17 protein-coding genes are annotated in these 18,557 nt (G+C 67.2%); 8 read left to right on the forward strand and 9 right to left on the reverse strand.

Features of this window, described 5'->3' with window-relative positions; translation table 11 throughout:
* The first annotated feature begins 68 nt into the window (after positions 1 to 68).
* The gene (locus AC5P65_RS03475) at positions 69 to 1,037 is read left to right on the forward strand and encodes a polysaccharide deacetylase family protein (protein ID WP_111098375.1); all 969 of its coding nucleotides are present in this window, start codon (positions 69 to 71) and stop codon (positions 1,035 to 1,037) included.
* Between the two features lie 3 nt (positions 1,038 to 1,040).
* Here the strand turns inward: AC5P65_RS03475 and AC5P65_RS03480 are convergent, their stop codons facing one another.
* The 3 genes from AC5P65_RS03480 to AC5P65_RS03490 all read right to left on the reverse strand — a co-directional run bounded on the left by AC5P65_RS03480 (position 1,041) and on the right by AC5P65_RS03490 (position 3,288).
* Positions 1,041 to 1,883: a class I SAM-dependent methyltransferase gene (locus AC5P65_RS03480; protein ID WP_058980880.1), complete on the reverse strand. Its 843-nt coding sequence runs from the start codon at positions 1,881 to 1,883 to the stop codon at positions 1,041 to 1,043.
* A gap of 186 nt (positions 1,884 to 2,069) precedes the next feature.
* Entirely contained in the window at positions 2,070 to 2,744 is a 675-nt protein-coding gene (locus AC5P65_RS03485; RefSeq protein ID WP_180832594.1) for a hypothetical protein, read from the reverse strand.
* 127 nt (positions 2,745 to 2,871) lie between these two features.
* Positions 2,872 to 3,288 carry a hypothetical protein gene (locus AC5P65_RS03490; protein ID WP_111098373.1) on the reverse strand — a complete coding sequence of 139 codons (417 nt, stop codon included), beginning with the start codon at positions 3,286 to 3,288 and terminating at the stop codon, positions 2,872 to 2,874.
* A 90-nt stretch (positions 3,289 to 3,378) separates the two neighbouring features.
* On the opposite strand from AC5P65_RS03490, the gene AC5P65_RS03495 reads away from it, so the two are divergent.
* On the forward strand, positions 3,379 to 3,663 hold the full coding sequence (locus AC5P65_RS03495) for a hypothetical protein (protein ID WP_021204445.1): 285 nt from the start codon (positions 3,379 to 3,381) through the stop codon (positions 3,661 to 3,663).
* 87 nt (positions 3,664 to 3,750) lie between these two features.
* On the opposite strand, the gene dmeF is transcribed toward AC5P65_RS03495, so the two are convergent.
* Complete coding sequence (gene dmeF / locus AC5P65_RS03500) at positions 3,751 to 4,725, reverse strand: CDF family Co(II)/Ni(II) efflux transporter DmeF (protein ID WP_111098372.1); 975 nt, start codon at positions 4,723 to 4,725, stop codon at positions 3,751 to 3,753.
* A 48-nt stretch (positions 4,726 to 4,773) separates the two neighbouring features.
* On the opposite strand from dmeF, the gene AC5P65_RS03505 reads away from it, so the two are divergent.
* Positions 4,774 to 5,058, forward strand: coding sequence for a metal/formaldehyde-sensitive transcriptional repressor (locus AC5P65_RS03505; protein WP_111098371.1), 285 nt, complete (start codon positions 4,774 to 4,776; stop codon positions 5,056 to 5,058).
* A gap of 95 nt (positions 5,059 to 5,153) precedes the next feature.
* Here AC5P65_RS03505 and AC5P65_RS03510 read toward each other — a convergent pair whose 3' ends face one another.
* Positions 5,154 to 5,528 carry a MerC domain-containing protein gene (locus AC5P65_RS03510; RefSeq protein ID WP_021204442.1) on the reverse strand — a complete coding sequence of 125 codons (375 nt, stop codon included), beginning with the start codon at positions 5,526 to 5,528 and terminating at the stop codon, positions 5,154 to 5,156.
* 70 nt (positions 5,529 to 5,598) lie between these two features.
* Here AC5P65_RS03510 and AC5P65_RS03515 point away from each other — a divergent pair, with 70 nt between their 5' ends.
* The gene (locus AC5P65_RS03515; RefSeq protein WP_111098370.1) at positions 5,599 to 6,924 is read left to right on the forward strand and encodes a GTP-binding protein; all 1,326 of its coding nucleotides are present in this window, start codon (positions 5,599 to 5,601) and stop codon (positions 6,922 to 6,924) included.
* Between the two features lie 175 nt (positions 6,925 to 7,099).
* Here the strand turns inward: AC5P65_RS03515 and AC5P65_RS03520 are convergent, their stop codons facing one another.
* Together AC5P65_RS03520 and AC5P65_RS03525 are read right to left on the reverse strand one after the other, a co-directional pair.
* A complete protein-coding gene (locus tag AC5P65_RS03520; RefSeq protein ID WP_180832592.1) occupies positions 7,100 to 8,707 on the reverse strand; it encodes an ATP-binding cassette domain-containing protein in 1,608 nt (535 codons plus the stop codon).
* Between the two features lie 264 nt (positions 8,708 to 8,971).
* Positions 8,972 to 9,871: a LysR family transcriptional regulator gene (locus tag AC5P65_RS03525; RefSeq protein WP_180832590.1), complete on the reverse strand. Its 900-nt coding sequence runs from the start codon at positions 9,869 to 9,871 to the stop codon at positions 8,972 to 8,974.
* A 227-nt stretch (positions 9,872 to 10,098) separates the two neighbouring features.
* On the opposite strand from AC5P65_RS03525, the gene AC5P65_RS03530 reads away from it, so the two are divergent.
* Both AC5P65_RS03530 and AC5P65_RS03535 read left to right on the forward strand, forming a co-directional pair.
* A complete protein-coding gene (locus AC5P65_RS03530; protein ID WP_180832588.1) occupies positions 10,099 to 11,277 on the forward strand; it encodes a serine hydrolase domain-containing protein in 1,179 nt (392 codons plus the stop codon).
* Positions 11,274 to 12,458, forward strand: coding sequence for an MFS transporter (locus AC5P65_RS03535; protein WP_164144201.1), 1,185 nt, complete (start codon positions 11,274 to 11,276; stop codon positions 12,456 to 12,458). The genes AC5P65_RS03530 and AC5P65_RS03535 overlap by 4 nt, the downstream gene beginning before the upstream one ends.
* Positions 12,459 to 12,631: 173 nt before the next feature.
* On the opposite strand, the gene AC5P65_RS03540 is transcribed toward AC5P65_RS03535, so the two are convergent.
* Complete coding sequence (locus AC5P65_RS03540) at positions 12,632 to 14,248, reverse strand: EAL domain-containing protein (RefSeq protein WP_019660889.1); 1,617 nt, start codon at positions 14,246 to 14,248, stop codon at positions 12,632 to 12,634.
* Positions 14,249 to 14,477: 229 nt separating this feature from the next.
* Between AC5P65_RS03540 and cycA the strand changes: the two genes are divergently transcribed.
* Together cycA and AC5P65_RS03550 are read left to right on the forward strand one after the other, a co-directional pair.
* On the forward strand, positions 14,478 to 15,851 hold the full coding sequence (gene cycA, locus AC5P65_RS03545) for a D-serine/D-alanine/glycine transporter (protein ID WP_021204435.1): 1,374 nt from the start codon (positions 14,478 to 14,480) through the stop codon (positions 15,849 to 15,851).
* A gap of 229 nt (positions 15,852 to 16,080) precedes the next feature.
* Positions 16,081 to 16,857 (forward strand): lytic transglycosylase domain-containing protein, encoded by a 777-nt coding sequence (locus AC5P65_RS03550; RefSeq protein ID WP_019660891.1) that lies wholly within the window; start codon positions 16,081 to 16,083, stop codon positions 16,855 to 16,857.
* A gap of 48 nt (positions 16,858 to 16,905) precedes the next feature.
* On the opposite strand, the gene AC5P65_RS03555 is transcribed toward AC5P65_RS03550, so the two are convergent.
* Positions 16,906 to 18,426 (reverse strand): tetratricopeptide repeat protein, encoded by a 1,521-nt coding sequence (locus tag AC5P65_RS03555; protein ID WP_180832586.1) that lies wholly within the window; start codon positions 18,424 to 18,426, stop codon positions 16,906 to 16,908.
* Positions 18,427 to 18,557 lie beyond the last annotated feature (131 nt).

Below are 18,557 nucleotides of genomic sequence, written 5' to 3' on the forward strand. Positions count from 1 at the left end.
GCTGCATGCCCGACCAGGCGTTCTCAATCACGCTAAAGTCCGTACTTCGCCCCTGCAAGGAAGTGCTGATGCGTTGGTTGCTTCGCGCTGTACCGCTACTGCTCTGTTCGTTGGCGGTACACGCCGCTGAAGTAGATCGCCGGATTGCGGTGACCATCGACGACCTGCCCTGGGCGCGGGTGGATAAGATCGTTCCGCCTGACCTGCAGGCGCGGCATGAAGCGCTGATGGACCAGCTGCGCGAGGCAGGCGTGCCGGTGGTCGGCTTCGTCAACGAGAACAAGCTTGAGATCGACGGGCAGATGCAGCCGGCGCGGGTGCAGATGCTGCGTGACTGGCTGGACGCCGGCTACATGCTGGGCAACCACACCTACTCGCACATGGACCTGAACGCCAAGGGCGTGCCTGCGTTCCAGCGGGATTTCCTGCGTGGCGAGACGGTGCTGCGGCCGTTGCTGGCCGAGCGCGGGTTGAAGCCGCAGTGGATGCGTCACCCCTATCTGCGTGCGGGGCGCACGCCGGAAGACCGCGCGGAAATGGACGTGTTCTTCAAGCAGCTTGGCTACCGCGTGGCGCCGGTGACGGTGGACAACGGCGAGTGGGTGTGGGCGTTCGCCTATGCCAACGTGATGAACGAGCAGGCGGATTCGCCCGCGCGCGCGGCGACGCTGGCGCAGCTGCGCAAGGGCTACGTGCCGTACATGCTGAACAAGCTGGACTATTACGAGAAGCAGTCGCAGGCGCTACTTGGGTACGCGCTGCCGCAGGTGTGGCTGATGCACGCCAATGAGCTCAACGCGGCGACCTTTGCCGAACTGGTCGCGGCCACGAAGCGTCGCGGCTATCGCTTCATTTCACTGGACGAGGCGATGCGTGACCCGGCCTACGCGCGGGGTGCCGAGGGCTACAACGGCCGCTATGGCCCGAGCTGGCTGCACCGCTGGGCGATGGCGCAGAACAAGCCGAAGGACTTCTACGCCGGCGAACCCGAGGTGCCGGCGTGGGTGATGAAGCTGGCCAAGGTCGACTCGGAGTGACGCTCAGCGCTTGACGGCCAGCACGCCGTCCAGCGCCAGTTCGGCCTTGAAACCCGCCTTTTCCAGGCGCTTGGCCACTTCACGCGGCACGTCGCGGCCGCTGGTCAGCTTGTTCGGCGCGCCGGTGTAATGGAACAGGCGGCCGCCCTTGCGGATGACGCGGGCGAGGTGGTCGTAGAACACCTGTGAATACAGTTCGCCGGCGATACCAAAACGCGGCGGGTCGTGCAGGATCGCATCGACACTGTTGCTGGCCACCTGTTCGATCTGCTGCGAGACGTCACCGTGGCTGAACTGCAGGCGGCCACCGGCGGCAGCCGAGTCTGGATCCGGCGACCACGGGTTGAGCGTGCGCAGCCACATCACATCGGCGTTCTTCTCGAATGAACGGATCTGGCCGACACCGGCCTCCAGCGCGCAGGCGGCGAAGTAGCCCAGGCCACCGCAGGTATCGAGGATGACCTTGCCGGCCGGGGCGACCAGCTCCACCTTGCGGCGTGCATCCTCGAACGGCGACAGCTTCGAGGTCGGCAGCATCTTGATGCCGTCGATCTCGAAGGTCGGTGCGCCCCATTCGGTCGGCACCAGCTTGATCAGCGAGCCGCTGTAGCGCGAGATCGGCGCGAAGTCCTCGCCATCCCAGTAGTACAGCGTGCGGTCCTTCAGCTTGCCCGGCCACGGGTAGGGCTGGCCCCGGAAGTGGAAGCCGTCGGCATCCAGCACCACGCTGTCCTGGCTGCGGCCGAGGTCGAGCGAGCCCTGCCATTCGGCAGCGCCCTTGTCATGGGCACGGCGCAGGGTGTCAGCGCTGTCGCGGGTCAGCAGGGGGCCGAAGTAATGGGGCACGGCGGGTACCGGGGCGTTTCGGGGGAGGGCATGGTACCGCAGGGCGCATGATGGGTTGAAAGAGTGATTTATGACCATGGTCGTTGAAAACAACGGTCTATGGGGCATGTGCAACTAATCTCAGTATGACGGGATGCCGCGACGCGGCCTTCAGTGAAAGGCTGAAGGCCGCCTAAGATCAGTTGCCTACTGAGCGAACTGAGTTCCGCGATTGGATGCGCATTGCCTTGGTATGCACACGTCCAGCGAGGTGCTCACGAATCGTGACTCCATTATGGTGCAGACGACGCCAATTCCCTCGCTGAGATAGAAGGGGGATGAATAATGACGTGTATCGCTAAAATAGCATCTGCCGTTGTCAATACCAATCTTAGCTGTTCGGGCTCCGGCAACGGAGCTCTCTGCATTCATCTGGCCTGTTGAATAATAGGACACGCCCACAGGAACACGTCCATTCGGCGCAGTTGCCGTAACCCAGTCAATACTCTTCGAACTCCATTTTGAGGTTGGATTCCCTGGGGTGTTTTCACGAGTGCATGCCCAGCCTGCTGCCGGCCCTTCAATCGTCCCCTCCCCTTGAGGTGGTTCCATATCCATGGAAGCGCAGAAAGCTTGGTGGTAGAGCTTAGTCGCCTCCGACTGGTCGCTGTATCGATAGATCAGTCGTCCAAATCCATCAGGCTTCAGATGCTGATCAACTTGAATCTGCCCTCCATCGAAGTCTGGCCAAGTTGTACGGCGAACAATGATGATCTCTCCTTTGGCGCTGAGCTCCGTTCTGTCGACACTCAATGGTGTTCCTGCGAATGCAGGCGAGGCCGTGGCGATTGCCAGACACAGGATCAGTGTGCGATTACTCATCTGCGAGTCTCCGTTCTTCGGTTGCGGAGACACTAGGCTCAACAATGTTCAGTTTTCAGATTGTGACCCGCACCGTACTTGACCAGATTTCAAACTTTTCTTAATAGTTTGAATGTTGATCCATCGCTCAATCGCACTTCACCGCATACACCGGCCCAGCCCCGATCAGCATCAGCGCCATGTAGTCACTATCACTGGCCTTGCCCTTCAACGTCGCGCCCTTGTTGAAGTGGAAGATGCCGAAGCCACCGGCCATGCGGATCAGCGCACTGTCGATCTGGTCGGCGTCGTCGCGGAAGTAGCGGCTGATCTCGCTGGAAGTGGCCTTGTGCAGGGCATTGGGTTCGCGCTGCCACTGCTCGCCGCGGCTGAAGGAGACGAAGTACTGGCCGCCTTCCCTGTCGATGCGGAAGTCGGCCGGCTTGCGCGCGCCGGTGGCGAAGCAGCCCTGCAATGGGTCGGCGGAGAAGGGACGTCGCGCATCGTCGCCGCAGGCAGTGAGCAGCAGGAAGGCACCGGGCAGCAGCAGGCGGAGCGCTCGCATGGGATGTCCCTACAGTGCAGGTGCGGCTAGTGTAGGCAGCACGCGGGCGTGGCCCGTACAGAAATTCGGCAAGGACACAGGGGTTTTCGGATGGCGCAGGGCAAGGCACCGTGGTGCGGCATGGCCAGTTGGCTGGGGATCGCTGTGGGTTGGGGGGCCGGCACATTGGCGGCGCAGGCGGCGGCAGCCGCAGGCGGCAATGGCATGGCTGCGGGATTGGGCGTGGGCGTGCTGGGCGCGGCGCTGGTGGGTGGCGGCCTGGCGGTGGCTTCGCGCGTGCGCGGTGAGCGTTGGCCGTGGATCGGCATCGGTGGTGCGGTGCTGAGTGCGCTGCCGCTGCTGATGTACCTGCTGCGGATGATGCTGAAGCTCTAGCGGTAGTGCCGGCCGCTGGCCGGCAACACCGGATTGTTTCCGGAGCCCATGAGGTTGCCGGCCAGCGGCCGGCACTACCCGCGTGGATCATGTGCTGCGGTGGATCTCCACCGTCACATGCACCAGCTCCTCATGGATCGCCAGCGCGTTGCGCACGGTATCGGCATCCAGACGGGCGTCGCTGGTGACCACGCTGGCGCTGACCGCGTACTTGCCGCGACCCACCTGCCAGACGTGCAGGTCGGCCAGGCGCGCCGGCCACGGGCCCTGTTCGATCACTTCGCGTACTTCGGCCACCACCGGAGCGTCCATCTGCGCGTCGAGCAGGATGCGGCCGCTGTCGCGCAGCAGGCCCACCGCCCACACCGTGACCAGCACGGCGCCGACCAGGCCCATCACCGGGTCCAGCCAGGTCAGGCCCAGCAGCTTGCCGCCGAGCAGGGCGATGATGGCCAGCACCGAGGTGGCGGCGTCGGCCAGCACGTGCACATAGGCCGAGCGCAGGTTGAGGTCGTGACTGTGCGCATGGCCGTGATCGTGGTGTTCGTGGTCATGCCCGTGATGATGGCCATGGTCATGCCCGTGGTGGTGATGCGCGTGGCCCGGGCTGTCGTGCAGCCACCATGCACAGAGCAGGTTCACGCCCAGGCCTACCGCAGCGATGGCGATGGCTTCGTTGTAGTGGATCGGCGCCGGTACCCACAGCCGCTCCAGCGACTGCACGGCCATCAGCGCGGCCACGCCGAGCAGAGCGATGGCGCTGGTATAGCCGGCCAGAATCTCGATCTTCCAGGTGCCGAAGGCGAAGCGCGGGTCGTGCGCGTAGCGGCGTGCGCAGCGGTACGCAAACACCGAGAGCCCGAGCGCCAGCGCATGCGAACTCATGTGCCAGCCGTCGGCGAGCACGGCCATGGAGTTGAACCACCAGCCGCCGACGATCTCCACGACCATCATGCTGACGGTGAGCCACAGGGCGCGGCGGGTATTGCGTTCGGCCAGCGGGTTGCCGTCGTCGAAGCGGTGTTCGTGGCGACGGGCGGCGGCGAGGGCGTCCAAGTGCATGGGGGCGGGAGCTGGAGTGGATACCCCCATAGGGTATATGATCCCGCCATGGCGCACGTACACAAAAATCGTAAGCAGCTGCTGACCCGGGTGCGCCGCATCGCGGGCCAGGTGGCGGCGTTGGAGCAGGCGCTGGACCAGCCCGAGGGTAAGGCCGGCGACTGCGCGGACGTGCTGGTGCAGGTCGCCGCCGTGCGCGGTGCCGCCCACAGCCTGCTGATGGAGCTGCTGCACGAGCACCTGCAGGAACACGTGGTGGGCGCCGAAGACCCGCAGCAGCGGGCGGCCGAGGCCGAGGTGCTGGTCGAGCTGCTGCGCCGCTACGGCAAATAGGCCGAGGGGCGGTAGAGTCGACTGTCAGTCGACTGCTCTTCGTACAACCAACGAAAGACCCCGCGCTTCGCGCGATAGTCGACTAACAGTCGACTCTACCCCCCGTGGCGGTGCCGCGCGTTCCAGATGTGCGTGGCGGCCAGCAGCAGGCTGCCGGTGACCGTCATCGGTGTTTCCCAGTCGTGCGAGGGCAGCGCAAGCGCGCCGGCCAGCAGCAGGCCGAGCCCGGCGCCGGCGGTGGCCCAGGCCAGCACGGGGAGGCGACGGCGACGCTCGGCCCGCCACAGCGCGTAGCCGGTCAGCGGCAGGGCGATGGCCACGAACAGCAAGTGCACCCATTCCGCCTCGGCCCACGCGCCGAACAGCGGCAACGCGGCGGCCAGCAGCGGCAGCGCCAGGCAGTGCAGCAGGCACAGGCTGGACAGGGCGACAGCGCCGGCATCGAGCAGGGCGGCAGACGGCGACTTCATCGGGGGAGGCTCCTTGCGCGACAGATGTTATACAGTAACATTTCCGTTCCGCAGCCAACCCCGCTCCGACATGAACACTGTTTCCCGCGCCGACCGTCGCCTTCCGGTCACCGTGCTGTCCGGCTTCCTCGGGGCCGGCAAGACCACCCTGCTCAACCAGATCCTGCGCAACCGCGCGGGCCTGCGTGTGGCGGTCATCGTCAACGACATGAGCGAGGTCAACATCGATGCGCAGCTGGTACGCGAGGGCGGCGCCGAACTGCGCCGCACCGAAGAGACGCTGGTGGAGTTCAGCAATGGCTGCATCTGCTGCACGCTGCGCGATGACCTGCTGCAGGAAGTGCGGCGCCTGGCCGACGCCGGCCGCTACGACTACCTGCTGATCGAGTCGACCGGCATCGGTGAGCCGATGCCGGTGGCGGCCACGTTCGCGGTACGTGACGAGCAGGGCTTCAGCCTGAGCGACATCGCGCGCCTGGACACGATGGTGACGGTGGTGGATGGCAGCGCGTTCCTCGCCGACTTCGGCTCGACGTTGCGCCTGGCCGAGCGTGGCCAGCAGGCCGGGCCGGATGATGATCGCGGCGTGGTCGACCTGCTGTGTGAGCAGGTCGAGTTCGCCGATGTGATCGTGGTCAGCAAGGTCGACCAGGTGGATGACGAAGTGCTGCAGGACACGCTGGCCGTGCTGCGCGGCCTGAACCGCGACGCGAAGCTGCTGCTGTCCCGCTTCGGTGACGTGCCACTGGCCGAGCTGCTGGACACCGGCCGCTTCGACTACGAGCGTGCGCAACGTGCGCCGGGCTGGGTGAAGGAACTGCGTGGCGAGCATACGCCGGAGACCGAAGAGTACGGCATCGGCAGCTTCGTCTACCGCTCGCGGCGACCGTTCCATCCCGCCCGCTTCGCCCGCGCGCTGCAGTCGGGCATGCCTGGCGTGATCCGCAGCAAGGGCTGGTTCTGGCTGGCCAACCGCATGGACTGGGTGGGCGAACTGAACACCGTGGGCGCAGCGACGCGCACGCAGGCGGCGGGGTTCTGGTACGCCGCGCGTGATCGCGTGCGCGCTGGGCTGGAGGACACCGCGCCATTGCTGCCGCCCACGCCGCTGCCGTACAGCGACCTCGGCTGGGCGCGGCAGCAGGCCGATTGCTGGAGCGCACCGTTGCCGGGGCCGGAGGACTTCCCGGATGCGGCCGCGCATTCGGCGATGCAGCGCCTGTGGCATCCGTTGTGGGGGGATCGCCGCCAGGAGCTGGTGGTGATCGGCGTGCACATGGATGAGCGCGCGGTGCGAGCGGAGCTGGACGCGTGCCTGCTCAACGATCAGGAACTGCGTGCGGGGCCGTTGCTGTGGCAGCAGTTGCCGCAGGCGTTCCCGGTGTGGAAGCGGTGAGCGAACGGCTCCAGTAGATTCACGCCATGCGTGGATGGCGGTTCAACCGGTCTTTGCCCGCCTTGTAGAGCCGAGCCCACGCTCGGCTGCAATTGCAGTGGTTCCACGCCATGCGTGATGCGTCAGCCGAGCGTGGGCTCGGCTCTACAGAATCGAACCCACGCATGGCGTGGATCTACAAGGCATCGCGCCATTGCCAAGCGTCGGAGGTGACTAGCAGTACCTGCGTCGGTCGCAATGCCTGCAGCAGGTACCGGTCGTGGCTGACCATCACCAGTGCGCCCGGCCACGCCGCAAGCAATTCTTCCAACGCCTGCAATGCGCTCAGATCCAGCGCATTGCCCGGCTCGTCCAGCAGCAACAGCTGCGGTGCGGGATCGGCATACAGCACGCTGGCCAGCGCGCCTTTCACCCGTTCGCCATCGCTGAGGCTGTGGGCCGCCCGCTGGATGCGCTGTGCATCCAGCCCGAGCAGGGCCAGCCGCGTGCGCAGTTCGCCGGGGGCCGCGCGCGGGTTGGCGGCCTGCACGGTGTCGAGGATGCTGCGCTCGCCGGACAGCCCCAGCAGCTGCTGGTCGAGCAGGGCCAGTGGCGCATGCCGTTGCACGATGCCGCTGCGCGCAGGCAACTGGCCGGCCAGCACGCGCAGCAGGGTGGATTTTCCAGCACCGTTGTCGCCGATCACGGCGATGCGTTGCCCGCGGCGGATCTCCAGCTGCAACGGCGCACTGCAGCCATGCGGCAGCACCAGGGATTCGGCCTGCAGCAGACGCGTGCTGCCACGTTCGCCTGCGACGGCAAACAGCGCCAGCTCCGGCGCCACATGCACCGCCGATGCCGCTGCGCGCAGCTGCTCTGCGCTGGCCTGCAGGCGTTCGGCCTGTACCAGCTGCGCGCGGCCGTGGCTGGCCTCGGCGCGCTGCTTCTGCCGGCCGAGCAGGATGGGGGCCTGGTTGGCCTGCTTCGCATCGCGATTGCCACGCGCCTGGCGTTGTTGTTGCCGTTCGTGCTGTTCGCGCGCGCTGCGTTGCTGCTGCCGGTGCTGGGCGCGCGCATGGTCGAGCTGGGCGGCGGCAGCTTCGCGCTCGGCGGCGCGCGCATCGGCGTAGTGCTGCCACGGTCCGCCGTAACGATGCAGCCCGCGCCCATCGAGCTCGACGATCTGCTGCATGTGCCCAAGCAGCTCGCGATCATGACTGACCGCCAGCAGGCCACCGCGCCACTGCTGCAACTGCTCGTACAGCTGTTGGCGATGGCGTGCATCGAGGTGGTTGCTGGGTTCGTCCAGGATCAGCCAATCGGCACCGCTGGCCCAGGCACCGGACAGCGCCACCTGCATCGCCTGGCCACCGCTGAGACGCGCGGCAGGCTGGGCGGGGTCGAGGTCATCGGGCAGCCCGAGCATCTGCCATTGCTGCTGCAGGCATTCGCGCAGATCCCAGCGGTCGCCGATGCAGGCGAAGTCGGCCTCATCCACGCTGCCGGCCTCGATGCGTTGCAGTGCGGCCAGTTCCGCGCCGACGCCGGCCAGTTCACCAACCGTGCCGGCGGGTGGATAACCGGGCGTCGGCAACAGGAACACCCGGCCACTGCCGCGTACCTGGCCGCTGTCGGGCAGCAGCCGCCCGGCCAGCAGGCGTGCCAGCACGCTCTTGCCGGCGCCATTGGCACCGACCAGGCCGGTAGCAACCGGTTCGAAGGAAAACGTCAGATCGGAAAACAGCAGGCGGCCGTCGGCCAATCGATACGACACGCGATCGAGCGTGAGGGAATGCGGGGTCATGCGACCTCCATGGATGCCGGGTTCTCCCCTGCGCGCAGGGGGCGGGAAGAGTCAGGCCGTCTGGTGGGAAGACGGCGGCATCAATGGCGCATTGGTCGCGAGCCTCTTGGAGGAATGAGCGGCCAGTATAGCGGCAGTGGCTGAATGGTCAGGTGTGCGGCCGCCGGGCATGGCCCGGCGCTACCGATGGTCGGGCGGTTCTGTAGAGCCGAGCCGATGCTCGGCTTCCTTTCGCCGCGAGACGCATCCACGCATGGCGTGGATCTACGGCACGGTACCCAGGCGGTCGTTGACGAAGTCGATGAACACCCGCAGCTTCGGCAGTACGTGTCGGCCCGACGGCCACAGCAGATGGAAGGTGCCGCAGGAATGCACGTGTTCGTCCAGCACCGTGACCAGGCGGCCGTCGGCCAGGGCATCGCGCACCGAGTGCACCGGCACGAAGGCCAGGCCGATATCGCGCAGTGCGAGCGCTACCCGCGCTTCGATGGTGTTGGCCACCATGTGCACCGGAAGCTCCTGCGGCGTTTCATCGTCGGGCCAGTGGATCGGCCACGGTTCCAGCTTGCCGGTGGTGGGGAAGCGATAGTGCAGCAGCGTGTGCTGCATCAAGCCTGCCGGCGTGCGCGGAACGCCGCAGCGCTGCAGGTAGCACGGCGAGGCAACGACGCGGCGCGGGAACACACCCAGGCGCCGTGCGTTCATGCGTGAGTCGCTGGGTTCGCCGACGCGCAGCACCGCATCGAAGCCCTCCTCGATGACATCAACCAGGCGGTCACTGAAGTCCAGGTCCAGGCGGATATCCGGGTACGCCGCCATGAACTCGGCCATCAACGGCAGGGTGAGGTCGCCAACCAGGGGCAGGCTGATGCGCAGGGTGCCACGGGGCGAGGCGTGCGGTTGTGCCAGCTCGGTGCGCGCGGCATCGCGTTCGTCCAGGATGCGCCGGCAGCGCGCCAGGAACAGCTGGCCCTCGGCGGTGAGGGTGATGCTGCGCGTGCTGCGATGGAACAGCCGTACGCCCAGCGCGTGCTCCAGCCGTGCCACGCACTTGCCCGCTGCCGAGGCGGAAATACCCTGCAGGCGTCCGGTCTCGACGAAGCTGCGGGTGTCGGCCGCGTGCACGAAGGTCTGCAGGTTGGCGAGGTTGTCCAGGACTGACATGGGCGTGCGGGCAATGAAAGCGGCAGGGTAGGTTGCGTGAACGTAGCGGGCGGCACCGCCATCGCAACACTGTGATGCGCGGTGGCGTGGGGACGGTTGCGGCCATGCAGCTCCGGCAATCATGCCGATTGCGGACTGGACGGTCCATGATGCCCGGAGCGGCAACCGGCTTTTTGCGCGGCCACCCGCTGCCTAACGTGGCGGGCCTCTCCCCACGGACCATCGCGATGAATGCTGTTCCTTCCCTTGCCCCTGCGCCGACGCTGCCTTCAGTGGAGCGGCTGCTGAAGCAGGTCCACCCGCAGCGCCTGGTCGGCGCGGTGGTGCTGGTGCGCGAGCACGGCGTACTGCGCCATGCCAGCGCGACCGGGCTGGCCGATCGTGAATCGGTCACGCCGATGCAGCGCGACCAGCTGTTCCGGCTGGCGTCGGTGAGCAAGCCGCTGCTGAGCACGGTGATCCTGCGCCTGGTGGCCGAGGGTGTGCTCGACCTGGACACATCGGTACAGCGCTGGCTGCCGGATTTCCGCCCGGCGTTGGCCGATGGCACTGCGCCGCCGATCAGCCTGCGCCAGCTGCTCAGCCACAGCAGCGGGCTGGGCTACCGCTTCCTCGAAGCCGATGTGGACGGCCCCTATGCGCGCGCCGGGGTCAGCGATGGCCTGGACGCGAACCCGCTCTCGCTGGCCGAGAACGTGCGCCGCATCGCGCAGGCACCGCTGCTGTTCGCGCCGGGCAGCCAGTGGCTGTACTCGCTGGGCGTGGACGTTGCCGGTGCCGTGGCTGAAGCAGCGACCGGTGAATCCCTGCAGGCACTGTTCGAGCGCTTGCTGGCCGCCCCCCTGGGCCTGCGTGACACCGCCTTCGCTGCGCGCAACGCGGCACGGCTGGCCACGCCCTATGTGAGCGACACACCGCAGCCGCACCGCCTGCACGAAGGCGAGGTGGTCGCTCCGTTCGAGGGTACTGTCGGTATCGAGTACAGCCTCGCGCGCGCCACCGATGCCAGCCGTTTCCCTTCGGCCGGGGCAGGCCTGGTCGGTAGCGCCGATGACGTGATGGCGGTGCTGGAGGCCTTGCGTGATGTGCAGCGTTCAGGCCTGTTGCCGCCGGCACTGGCAGCGGAGATGGCAAGCCCGCAGGTGGGCGAACAGGGGCCGCCGGAACCGGCCGGCTGGGGCTTCGGCCTTGGCTTTGCGGTGCTGCGCGATGCGGCCGCCAGCGGTACGCCGCAGAGCGCAGGCACATGGCGTTGGGGCGGCGCCTACGGGCACAGCTGGTTTGTCGATCCTGCGCGTGGGCTCAGCGTGGTGGCGCTGACCAACACCCTGTACGAAGGCATGGATGGCGCCTTCGTCGATGAGCTGCGTGATGCGGTCTACGCCGATCTGGAGGCCGCCCGATGAGCGGCCATGCCATCGATGCGGCTGGCCCGGCCGGTGAAGCCACGCGCCTGCCGTGGGCGGGGCTGCTGGCGCTGGCCGGCGGCGGTTTCATCACCCTGCTGACCGAGACCCTGCCGGCGGGCGTCCTGCGGCCGATGGGCGAAGGCCTGGGCGTGAGCGATGCGGCGGTGGGCCAGCTCGTCAGCGTGTACGCACTGGGCTCGGTGATGGCCGCATTGCCGATGACTGCGTTGACCCAGCGCCTGCCGCGACGCGCCTTGTTGCTGGCCGCCATTGCCGGCTTCGTGGTGGTCAATACGCTGACCGCAGTGAGCAGCAGCTATCCACTGATCCTGGCCGCACGTTTCCTGGCCGGGGTGAGTGGTGGCCTGTTGTGGTCGCTGGTGGCCGGCTATGCGGCGCGCATGGTGGTGCCCTCGCTGCAGGGCCGGGCAATTGCGGTGGCGATGGTCGGATCGCCGTTGGCGCTGTCGCTGGGCGTACCGGCGGGCACCTTGCTGGGGCAGCAGCTCGGCTGGCGCTGGGCATTCGCCCTGATGAGCGTGCTGGCCGTGGTGCTGCTTGCCTACGCACGCTGGGCTCTGCCCGCGCTGCCGGCGGCGGCAGCCGGCCGGCGCACCTCGCTGGCGACGGTGTGGCGCATGCCCGGCGTGCGCAGCGCGCTGGCGGTAATGGTGCTGTACGTGCTGGCGCACAACGTGCTCTACACCTACATCGAACCGCTGGCGGTGGAGGCGGGGGCCGGCCCGTGGCTGGACCGCCTGCTGCTGGCCTTCGGGCTGGCGGCCATTGCCGGTATCGGTATCGCTGGCTGGGGTGTGGATCGCCACCTGCGCACGCTGGTGTGGGCGGCCGTGATCGGCTTCATCGTGCCGGTGCTCGCGCTGCTGCTGTGGCCGGGCGAAGCGACCGCGCTGCTGCTGGCGACCATGCTGTGGGGCGTGGCCTTCGGCGCGGTGCCTACGTTGTTCCAGACCGCATTGGCACGGCGTGCCGGTGCCGCCGCAGATCTGGCGCAGTCGATGCTGGTGACCGGCTGGAACCTGGCCATTGCTGCCGGTGGCGTTGCAGGGGGTGTGCTGCTGCAGGCGGGCGGCCCAAACCAGTTGGGATGGCTGCCGTTGCTGCTGCTGGCGGTGAGCGTGGCGTGGTTGCTGGCACGGCCGAAGGCCTGGGCGTAGGCGGCGAGTCAGTGATGGCGCGGTGCCGGCCAGCGGCCCGCACTACCGTGGTCCCCGCCATCCACGCATGGCGTGGATCTACCGAGCGCAGCGCCTCCTGCGCGACCCATCCACCCGGCCCCAACTGATGGATTCACCGGGCGCGACCACGAGGGGCTCCGCCGTTCGCCGCCTTACTCCACGCCCTCACGCTCGATCGGCACACTGCGCGGATTCTGCATGTGCTCCCGCGCCGCGCCATAGCGCTGCTGCCGCTTGTGGTGGAACACCACGAACTCGTCCCGTGGCAGCGGCCGCGAGAACAGCCAGCCCTGCGCGAACTCGACCTTGCGCGCATGCAGATATGCCAACTGCGCCTCGGTCTCCACGCCCTCGGCCACCACCCACAGGCCCAGCTCCTTGGCCATGTCGATGATGTGCGGCGTCACCGGGCTCGTCGCGCTCTCGGTGTCGATCGCATCGATGAACGACTTGTCGATCTTCAGCGCGTCCAGCGGCAGCTGCTCCAGGTACTGCAGGCTGGAGAAGCCGACTCCGAAATCATCGATGGCCACGCTGTGGCCGGCGCGACGTGCCTGCGCCAGCATCGTGCGGGCGCGGTCCAGATCGAGGAAGCCGCGCTCGGTGGCTTCCATCCAGATCTGCTGCGGCAGGATGCCGCTGCCGGTCATGTGCTTGGAGATCATCTTCAGCGCACGGCCGCTGCTGATGTCTTCGGCGGCCAGGTTGATCGCGATGTGTGCGCTGCGGTCGGCGACCAACAGATCGCGCATGTCGCGCACGACGTTCTCGATCACCAGATCGGTGATCGCGCCGATCATGCCGGCCTCTTCGGCCAGCGGAATGAACAGGTCCGGCCGTACCTGCGTGCCATCCGGGCGCTGCCAGCGCACCAGGGCCTCGGCGCCGACGCAGATGCCGGTATCCAGCTCGATGATCGGCTGGTAGTGCAGGTACAGCTCGCGGCGGCGGATCGCCGTGGCCAGTTCGCCGCGCAGGGACAGGCGGCGACGCGACAGCCACACCACCAGGCCGGCACCGGCAGCGGCCAGCAGAACACCGATCGGCACGAACAGCCACGCCTGCTGGCGGAAGGTTGCAGCCAGCGCGGTACGCGGCGTGGTTGCGATCGCCAGCCACTCTTCATTGCGGGCGGTGGCGTACAGGGTGTTGTGGTCCAGGCCTTCCTCGGGCGCACGCAGCAGGGTCTCCAGCAACGCGGGATCCATGCCGCTCTGCCTGGCCAGGAGGCGGCCATCCGGGCTGGCCAGGGCAAGGCGCACGTTCGGGTCGGCGATGACATCGACAAACCGGCGCGGATCGACCAGGACGTCGTAGTTGCCATACAGGATCGACAGCACCTGGCGCCGTCCGCTTGCCTCGGGGCGCACATCCACGGCAATGCCGGCGCCATCACTGGTGACGTGGTCGGCCCTGGGCTGGTTCACGTCGGACAGAAACGGCCCCCACGACGTGCAGCGCAGCTTGCCACCCTCGAAGTAGCCCATCTGATCAACCGACGGCGAGGTCATCACCAGCGTCTGCATGCGCCGGATATGGTCCGGCCCGCAGGCGTCCTGGGCGCCGGCCTCGGCCGACTGCAGCGCCGCCAGTGCTTCCCGGTAGGACTGGTCGGCGCGGCGCAGGGTACGACCGGCGATATCGCGCAGGCGCTGCTGCTCGACACTGACGGCCCGGTCCCAGGTGGCATAGGCCATCACCGCGATCGGCACGGCCGCGGCCAGAATCGCCAGCGCGGTGCCACCGATGATCACGCGCAGCCGGCTCATGGCCGGGGCTCCAGCGGGGTGGGCAGGGCAGGGCACATGGGCGGGCCGATCCTTGGGCAGGAACGGCTATCTGAGCATGGCGCAGGGCCGGGCGGAATGGGATCAATCCGGTATTCGGTCACATTGTGATGAAAGCGGCCAAGTTTGACGTGATTGCCCCGTCCGATGCTGGCGCTCCGGGCGCTGGAGGACTACCGTCGAACGCTTCGCCGCCCTCTTGCCCGCGCCCATGACCGAGCCCGCAACGCCCCCCGAGCACCTGCGCCGCAGCCTTTCCAACCGCCACCTGCAACTGATCGCCATCGGCGGTGCCATCGGCACCGGCCTGTTCATGGGCTCGGGCAAGACCATCAGCCTGGCCGGACCCTCCATCGTCTTCGTCTACCTGATCATCGGCGCGATGCTGTTCTTCGTGATGCGCGCGATGGGCGAGCTGCTGCTGTCGAATCTGCAGTACAAGTCCTTCATCGATTTCTCCACGGATCTGCTCGGCCCATGGGCCGGGTTCTTCTGTGGATGGACATACTGGTTCTGCTGGATCGTGACCGCCATCGCCGATGTGATCGCCATTGCCGCCTATGCGCAGTTCTGGTTCCCCGGGCTGGATGCGTGGATACCGGCGCTGGCCTGCGTGCTGCTGTTGCTGGCACTGAACCTGGTGACCGTGAAGCTGTTCGGCGAGATGGAGTTCTGGTTTGCGCTGATCAAGATCGTGGCGATCTGTGCGCTGATCATCACCGGCGCCGGGCTGGTGGCCTGGGGCTTCACCTCGCCCAGTGGCCACACCGCGTCGCTGTCGAACCTGTGGAATGACGGCGGCCTGTTCCCGATGGGCCTGGTCGGCTTCTTCGCCGGTTTCCAGATTGCGGTGTTCGCCTTCGTCGGCATCGAGCTGGTCGGCACCACCGCCGCCGAGACCGCCGACCCCGAGCGCAACCTGCCCAAGGCGATCAACTCGATTCCGGTACGCATCATCATCTTCTACGTGCTGGCGCTGATTGCGATCATGGCCGTCACCCCGTGGCGCCAGGTGGTGCCGGACAAGAGCCCGTTCGTGCAGCTGTTCGTGCTGGCCGGCATTCCTGCCGCCGCCAGCCTGATCAACTTCGTGGTGCTGACTTCGGCCACGTCCTCGGCCAACAGCGGCATCTTCTCCACCAGTCGCATGCTGTACGGCCTTGCCGAGGAAGGCCACGCACCGCGGGGGCTGTCGAAGTTGTCGCGCGCTGCCGTGCCTGCCCGTGGCCTGCTGTTCTCGTGCCTGTGCCTGCTGGGTGGCACGCTGCTGATCTACCTGATTCCGAACCTGGTGACTGCTTTCACCCTGGTGACCACGCTGGCGACGGTGCTGTTCATCTTCGTCTGGTCGCTGATCCTGGTGGCCTACATGGCCTATCGCCGCCGCTACCCGGAACGCCACGCTGCGTCGATCTTCAAGATGCCCGGCGGCGTCGCCATGTGCTGGGCCTGCCTGGTGTTCTTCGCCGCGGTGCTGGTGCTGCTGAGCCTGCAGGCTGACACCCGCCAGGCGCTGATCGCCAGCCCGGTGTGGTTCGTGCTGCTGGGCGTGGGGTACCGGGTGCGTCTCAGAACGGTGAAATGACTGGGAATGCGGGGTTTCGGCAACGCCGGAAATCGAGAACGTCGGAAATCGGTAGAGTCGACTGTTAGTCGACTGCTCTTCCATGGGCTTTCGGAAAACCCCGCGCTGCGCGCGATAGTCGACTGACAGTCGACTCTACCGCTGCGGGCGCCGGCGCAAGTGCAGGGTGCAGCCCTGCCGACCCCCATTCACCCAACATTCGCGGGCGCGGCCGGATGATCCGGCCGCCATGTCCCGTCGCCCTCTCCTGCTTGTGCTGTTGCTGCTGCCCAGCCTGTGGCCCGGGCTGGCCGCCGCACGCACCGTCTACCGCTGTGTGCAGGGCAACACCGTCAGCCTGGCCACCGCGCCGGAACCGGGTTCGCGCTGTAGCCCGAAGGAAATCGACGACAACGCCATCCAGACCCCGAACCTGTGGGGCAACATGGGCGTGTTCAGCGGCGTACTGTACGAGCGCGAGCAGGATGGCGTGCTGGTCTACTCCACCCGCAACCTGCCCGGCTCGCGGGTATTCCTGAAGTTCACCGTGGCCACACCGCCGGGCGAGCCTGCCCACGAAGGCCTGGGCAAGGTGGGCAAGCCGCAGCTGGCGCAGCACGCCAGGCAGTTCAAGGCCGCGGCCAAGGCCACGGGCGTCGACGATGCCTGGCTGCGCGCAATCGCCCATGCCGAAAGCAATTTCGATCCGCTGGCGGTGTCCAGCAAGGGCGCACAGGGCGTGATGCAGTTGATGCCGGAGACCGCACAGGAATATGGCGTGCGCGATCCGTTTTCGCCGCAGCAGTCGATCGAGGGCGGCGCGCGGTACATGCGCGCGCTGCTGCGCCGTTACAACGGCGATCGCCCGTTGGCGGCGGCTGCCTACAACGCGGGCATCGGTGCAGTCACCCGCTACAAGGGCGTGCCGCCCTACGCCGAAACCCTGGCCTATGTGGACAAGGTGATGGCGCTGTACGCGCGCTACCGCGAAGCGATGGGCATCCGCACCGAAGTGCCAGCCCGCTAGGCGGGAGGTGTAGTGCCGAGCCCACGCTCGGCTCCACAGGAAATCGGCTCAGCGCGAGGTGGACGTGCTGACCAGGTTGTAGCGCTCGATGCGGCCGACGCGTGCCACCTCGGCCTGCACGTCGGCACGCTGCTTCAGCACACGCCAGGCGGCATCGATCTTCACGTCGCCGGGCAGCGACGGATAGGTGCGCATGTCCTGCAGGGAGGCCAGTGCCTCGCCGCGCTCAACCGGTGAGCGCAGCTGTTCGATCAGCACCGCAGCGGCCGCGTCCAGATTGCCTTCCTCCAGCAGCATCTCGCGCTGGAACAGGCGCGCGTCATCGCCCTGGGCCAGGATGGCTGCGCGCGCGGCCTGTTCGGTCTTGGCATCGCCACGTTCACGGGCGGCAACGAACTGCAGCAGTGCCTGGGCCGCCTTGCCGTAACCGGCCAGGCCCGGCATGTCATTCACCGCGACAGCAGCGTCCTGAATGCGGCCCAGCGAACTGAGCAAGAACCCGACGTTGAACTGGTGCTCGGCACCATCCGGGCCCAGCGCACCGATGCGTGCGGCCAGCCTGGCTGTGGACAGCGCATCATCGTTACGGCCCAACCGGCGCAGCGCCATAAGCCGGCTGTTGAGCAGCCACGCCACCCATTCGGCTTCCGTCGCCGAGGGCGACTCACCTTCGGCCGCCGCACCGGCCATGCCATCGGTCAGCGCAAGCACCTCCTCGTTGCGGTCCAGCATCAGCAGCGTGCTGCTGAACTCGGCCATGCGTGCGTCCAGCGCCCGGTCGAGCAGGCCGGAAACCCGCAGTTCGTCGAGGTGCTTCTGTGCAGCCTGCACTGGGTCGAAGCGGGCATCGTCGCGGTCGACATAGCGATCAAACCGCTTGTCACTGCGCAGGCGGATGATCTCGGCGGGGCCGGTGATGCGCGCCAACGTGGCCGGGATGTCGTCGCCCCGGCCATTGTCGGCCTGCAGTGTTGCCAGTGCCAGCCACAGTCCGGTGGGTTCCAGGCCGCCGCTCTTCCAGCCGTTGTCGAACAGCGCCTGCAGCAGTTCCATGCGCTGCTGCGGCTGGTCCCGCAGGCGGAACTGCAGGTAGTTGATCGCGTGGTGGTCCACCGGCAACGGCGCCTCGGCATGCTTCAGCGCCTGCACCAGGTGCTTCGTGGCAGGTGCCGGTTGGTTCTCGGACAGTTCCACCGAGACCAGGGTCAGCAGGATCTGCGCGTCGTCCGGCAGTGCTTCCTGTGCGCGCTGCAGGTAGCGGCGGGCCTGGTCCGGCTTCTTCTGCACCATCGCGGTCCAGCCGGCCACCTGCGCGGCGCGGCCGCGATGTTCGGCATCGAAGTCATCCAGCATCGGATCTTCCATCAGCCGTTCCATCGCGATCAGCGCGCCCAGCGTGTTGCCACTGCGTGACTGCTGGATGGCCTCATCCCAGCGCGTGGAATAGGCCATGTGCATCACATCGGCGGTGATTGACGGCTTCTGCGGCGCCACCGTGATCGAAGCGGTGGCGGATGTGCTGGCCAATGCGGCGGCCAGCAGGGCAGCAAGGGGGAGGATGCGGGGCATGGAGGATCTCCATCCGTGGGAACCGCATTGAACCTGCTGGGGCTGGTGAGAACAAGCGTGGCGCATGGAACTCTGGTATCCGGCAGTACGATTGGCCTTGGCGCATGCGGTGCCCAGCGTCTATTGTCGGT

The organism is Stenotrophomonas sp. YJH_SMC_48-3 (genome assembly GCF_059369375.1).

What these genes read in the sequence shown, in the direction of transcription:
- AC5P65_RS03475 (WP_111098375.1), top strand. Translation starts at nt 69, where the DNA reads ATGCGTTGGTTGCTTCGCGCTGTACCGCTACTGCTCTGTTCGTTGGCG.
- AC5P65_RS03485 (WP_180832594.1), bottom strand. Translation starts at nt 2,744, where the DNA reads ATGAGTAATCGCACACTGATCCTGTGTCTGGCAATCGCCACGGCCTCG.
- AC5P65_RS03490 (WP_111098373.1), bottom strand. Translation starts at nt 3,288, where the DNA reads ATGCGAGCGCTCCGCCTGCTGCTGCCCGGTGCCTTCCTGCTGCTCACT.
- AC5P65_RS03495 (WP_021204445.1), top strand. Translation starts at nt 3,379, where the DNA reads ATGGCGCAGGGCAAGGCACCGTGGTGCGGCATGGCCAGTTGGCTGGGG.
- dmeF (WP_111098372.1), bottom strand. Translation starts at nt 4,725, where the DNA reads ATGCACTTGGACGCCCTCGCCGCCGCCCGTCGCCACGAACACCGCTTC.
- AC5P65_RS03505 (WP_111098371.1), top strand. Translation starts at nt 4,774, where the DNA reads ATGGCGCACGTACACAAAAATCGTAAGCAGCTGCTGACCCGGGTGCGC.
- AC5P65_RS03510 (WP_021204442.1), bottom strand. Translation starts at nt 5,528, where the DNA reads ATGAAGTCGCCGTCTGCCGCCCTGCTCGATGCCGGCGCTGTCGCCCTG.
- AC5P65_RS03515 (WP_111098370.1), top strand. Translation starts at nt 5,599, where the DNA reads ATGAACACTGTTTCCCGCGCCGACCGTCGCCTTCCGGTCACCGTGCTG.
- AC5P65_RS03520 (WP_180832592.1), bottom strand. Translation starts at nt 8,707, where the DNA reads ATGACCCCGCATTCCCTCACGCTCGATCGCGTGTCGTATCGATTGGCC.
- AC5P65_RS03525 (WP_180832590.1), bottom strand. Translation starts at nt 9,871, where the DNA reads ATGTCAGTCCTGGACAACCTCGCCAACCTGCAGACCTTCGTGCACGCG.
- AC5P65_RS03530 (WP_180832588.1), top strand. Translation starts at nt 10,099, where the DNA reads ATGAATGCTGTTCCTTCCCTTGCCCCTGCGCCGACGCTGCCTTCAGTG.
- AC5P65_RS03535 (WP_164144201.1), top strand. Translation starts at nt 11,274, where the DNA reads ATGAGCGGCCATGCCATCGATGCGGCTGGCCCGGCCGGTGAAGCCACG.
- AC5P65_RS03540 (WP_019660889.1), bottom strand. Translation starts at nt 14,248, where the DNA reads ATGAGCCGGCTGCGCGTGATCATCGGTGGCACCGCGCTGGCGATTCTG.
- cycA (WP_021204435.1), top strand. Translation starts at nt 14,478, where the DNA reads ATGACCGAGCCCGCAACGCCCCCCGAGCACCTGCGCCGCAGCCTTTCC.
- AC5P65_RS03550 (WP_019660891.1), top strand. Translation starts at nt 16,081, where the DNA reads ATGTCCCGTCGCCCTCTCCTGCTTGTGCTGTTGCTGCTGCCCAGCCTG.
- AC5P65_RS03555 (WP_180832586.1), bottom strand. Translation starts at nt 18,426, where the DNA reads ATGCCCCGCATCCTCCCCCTTGCTGCCCTGCTGGCCGCCGCATTGGCC.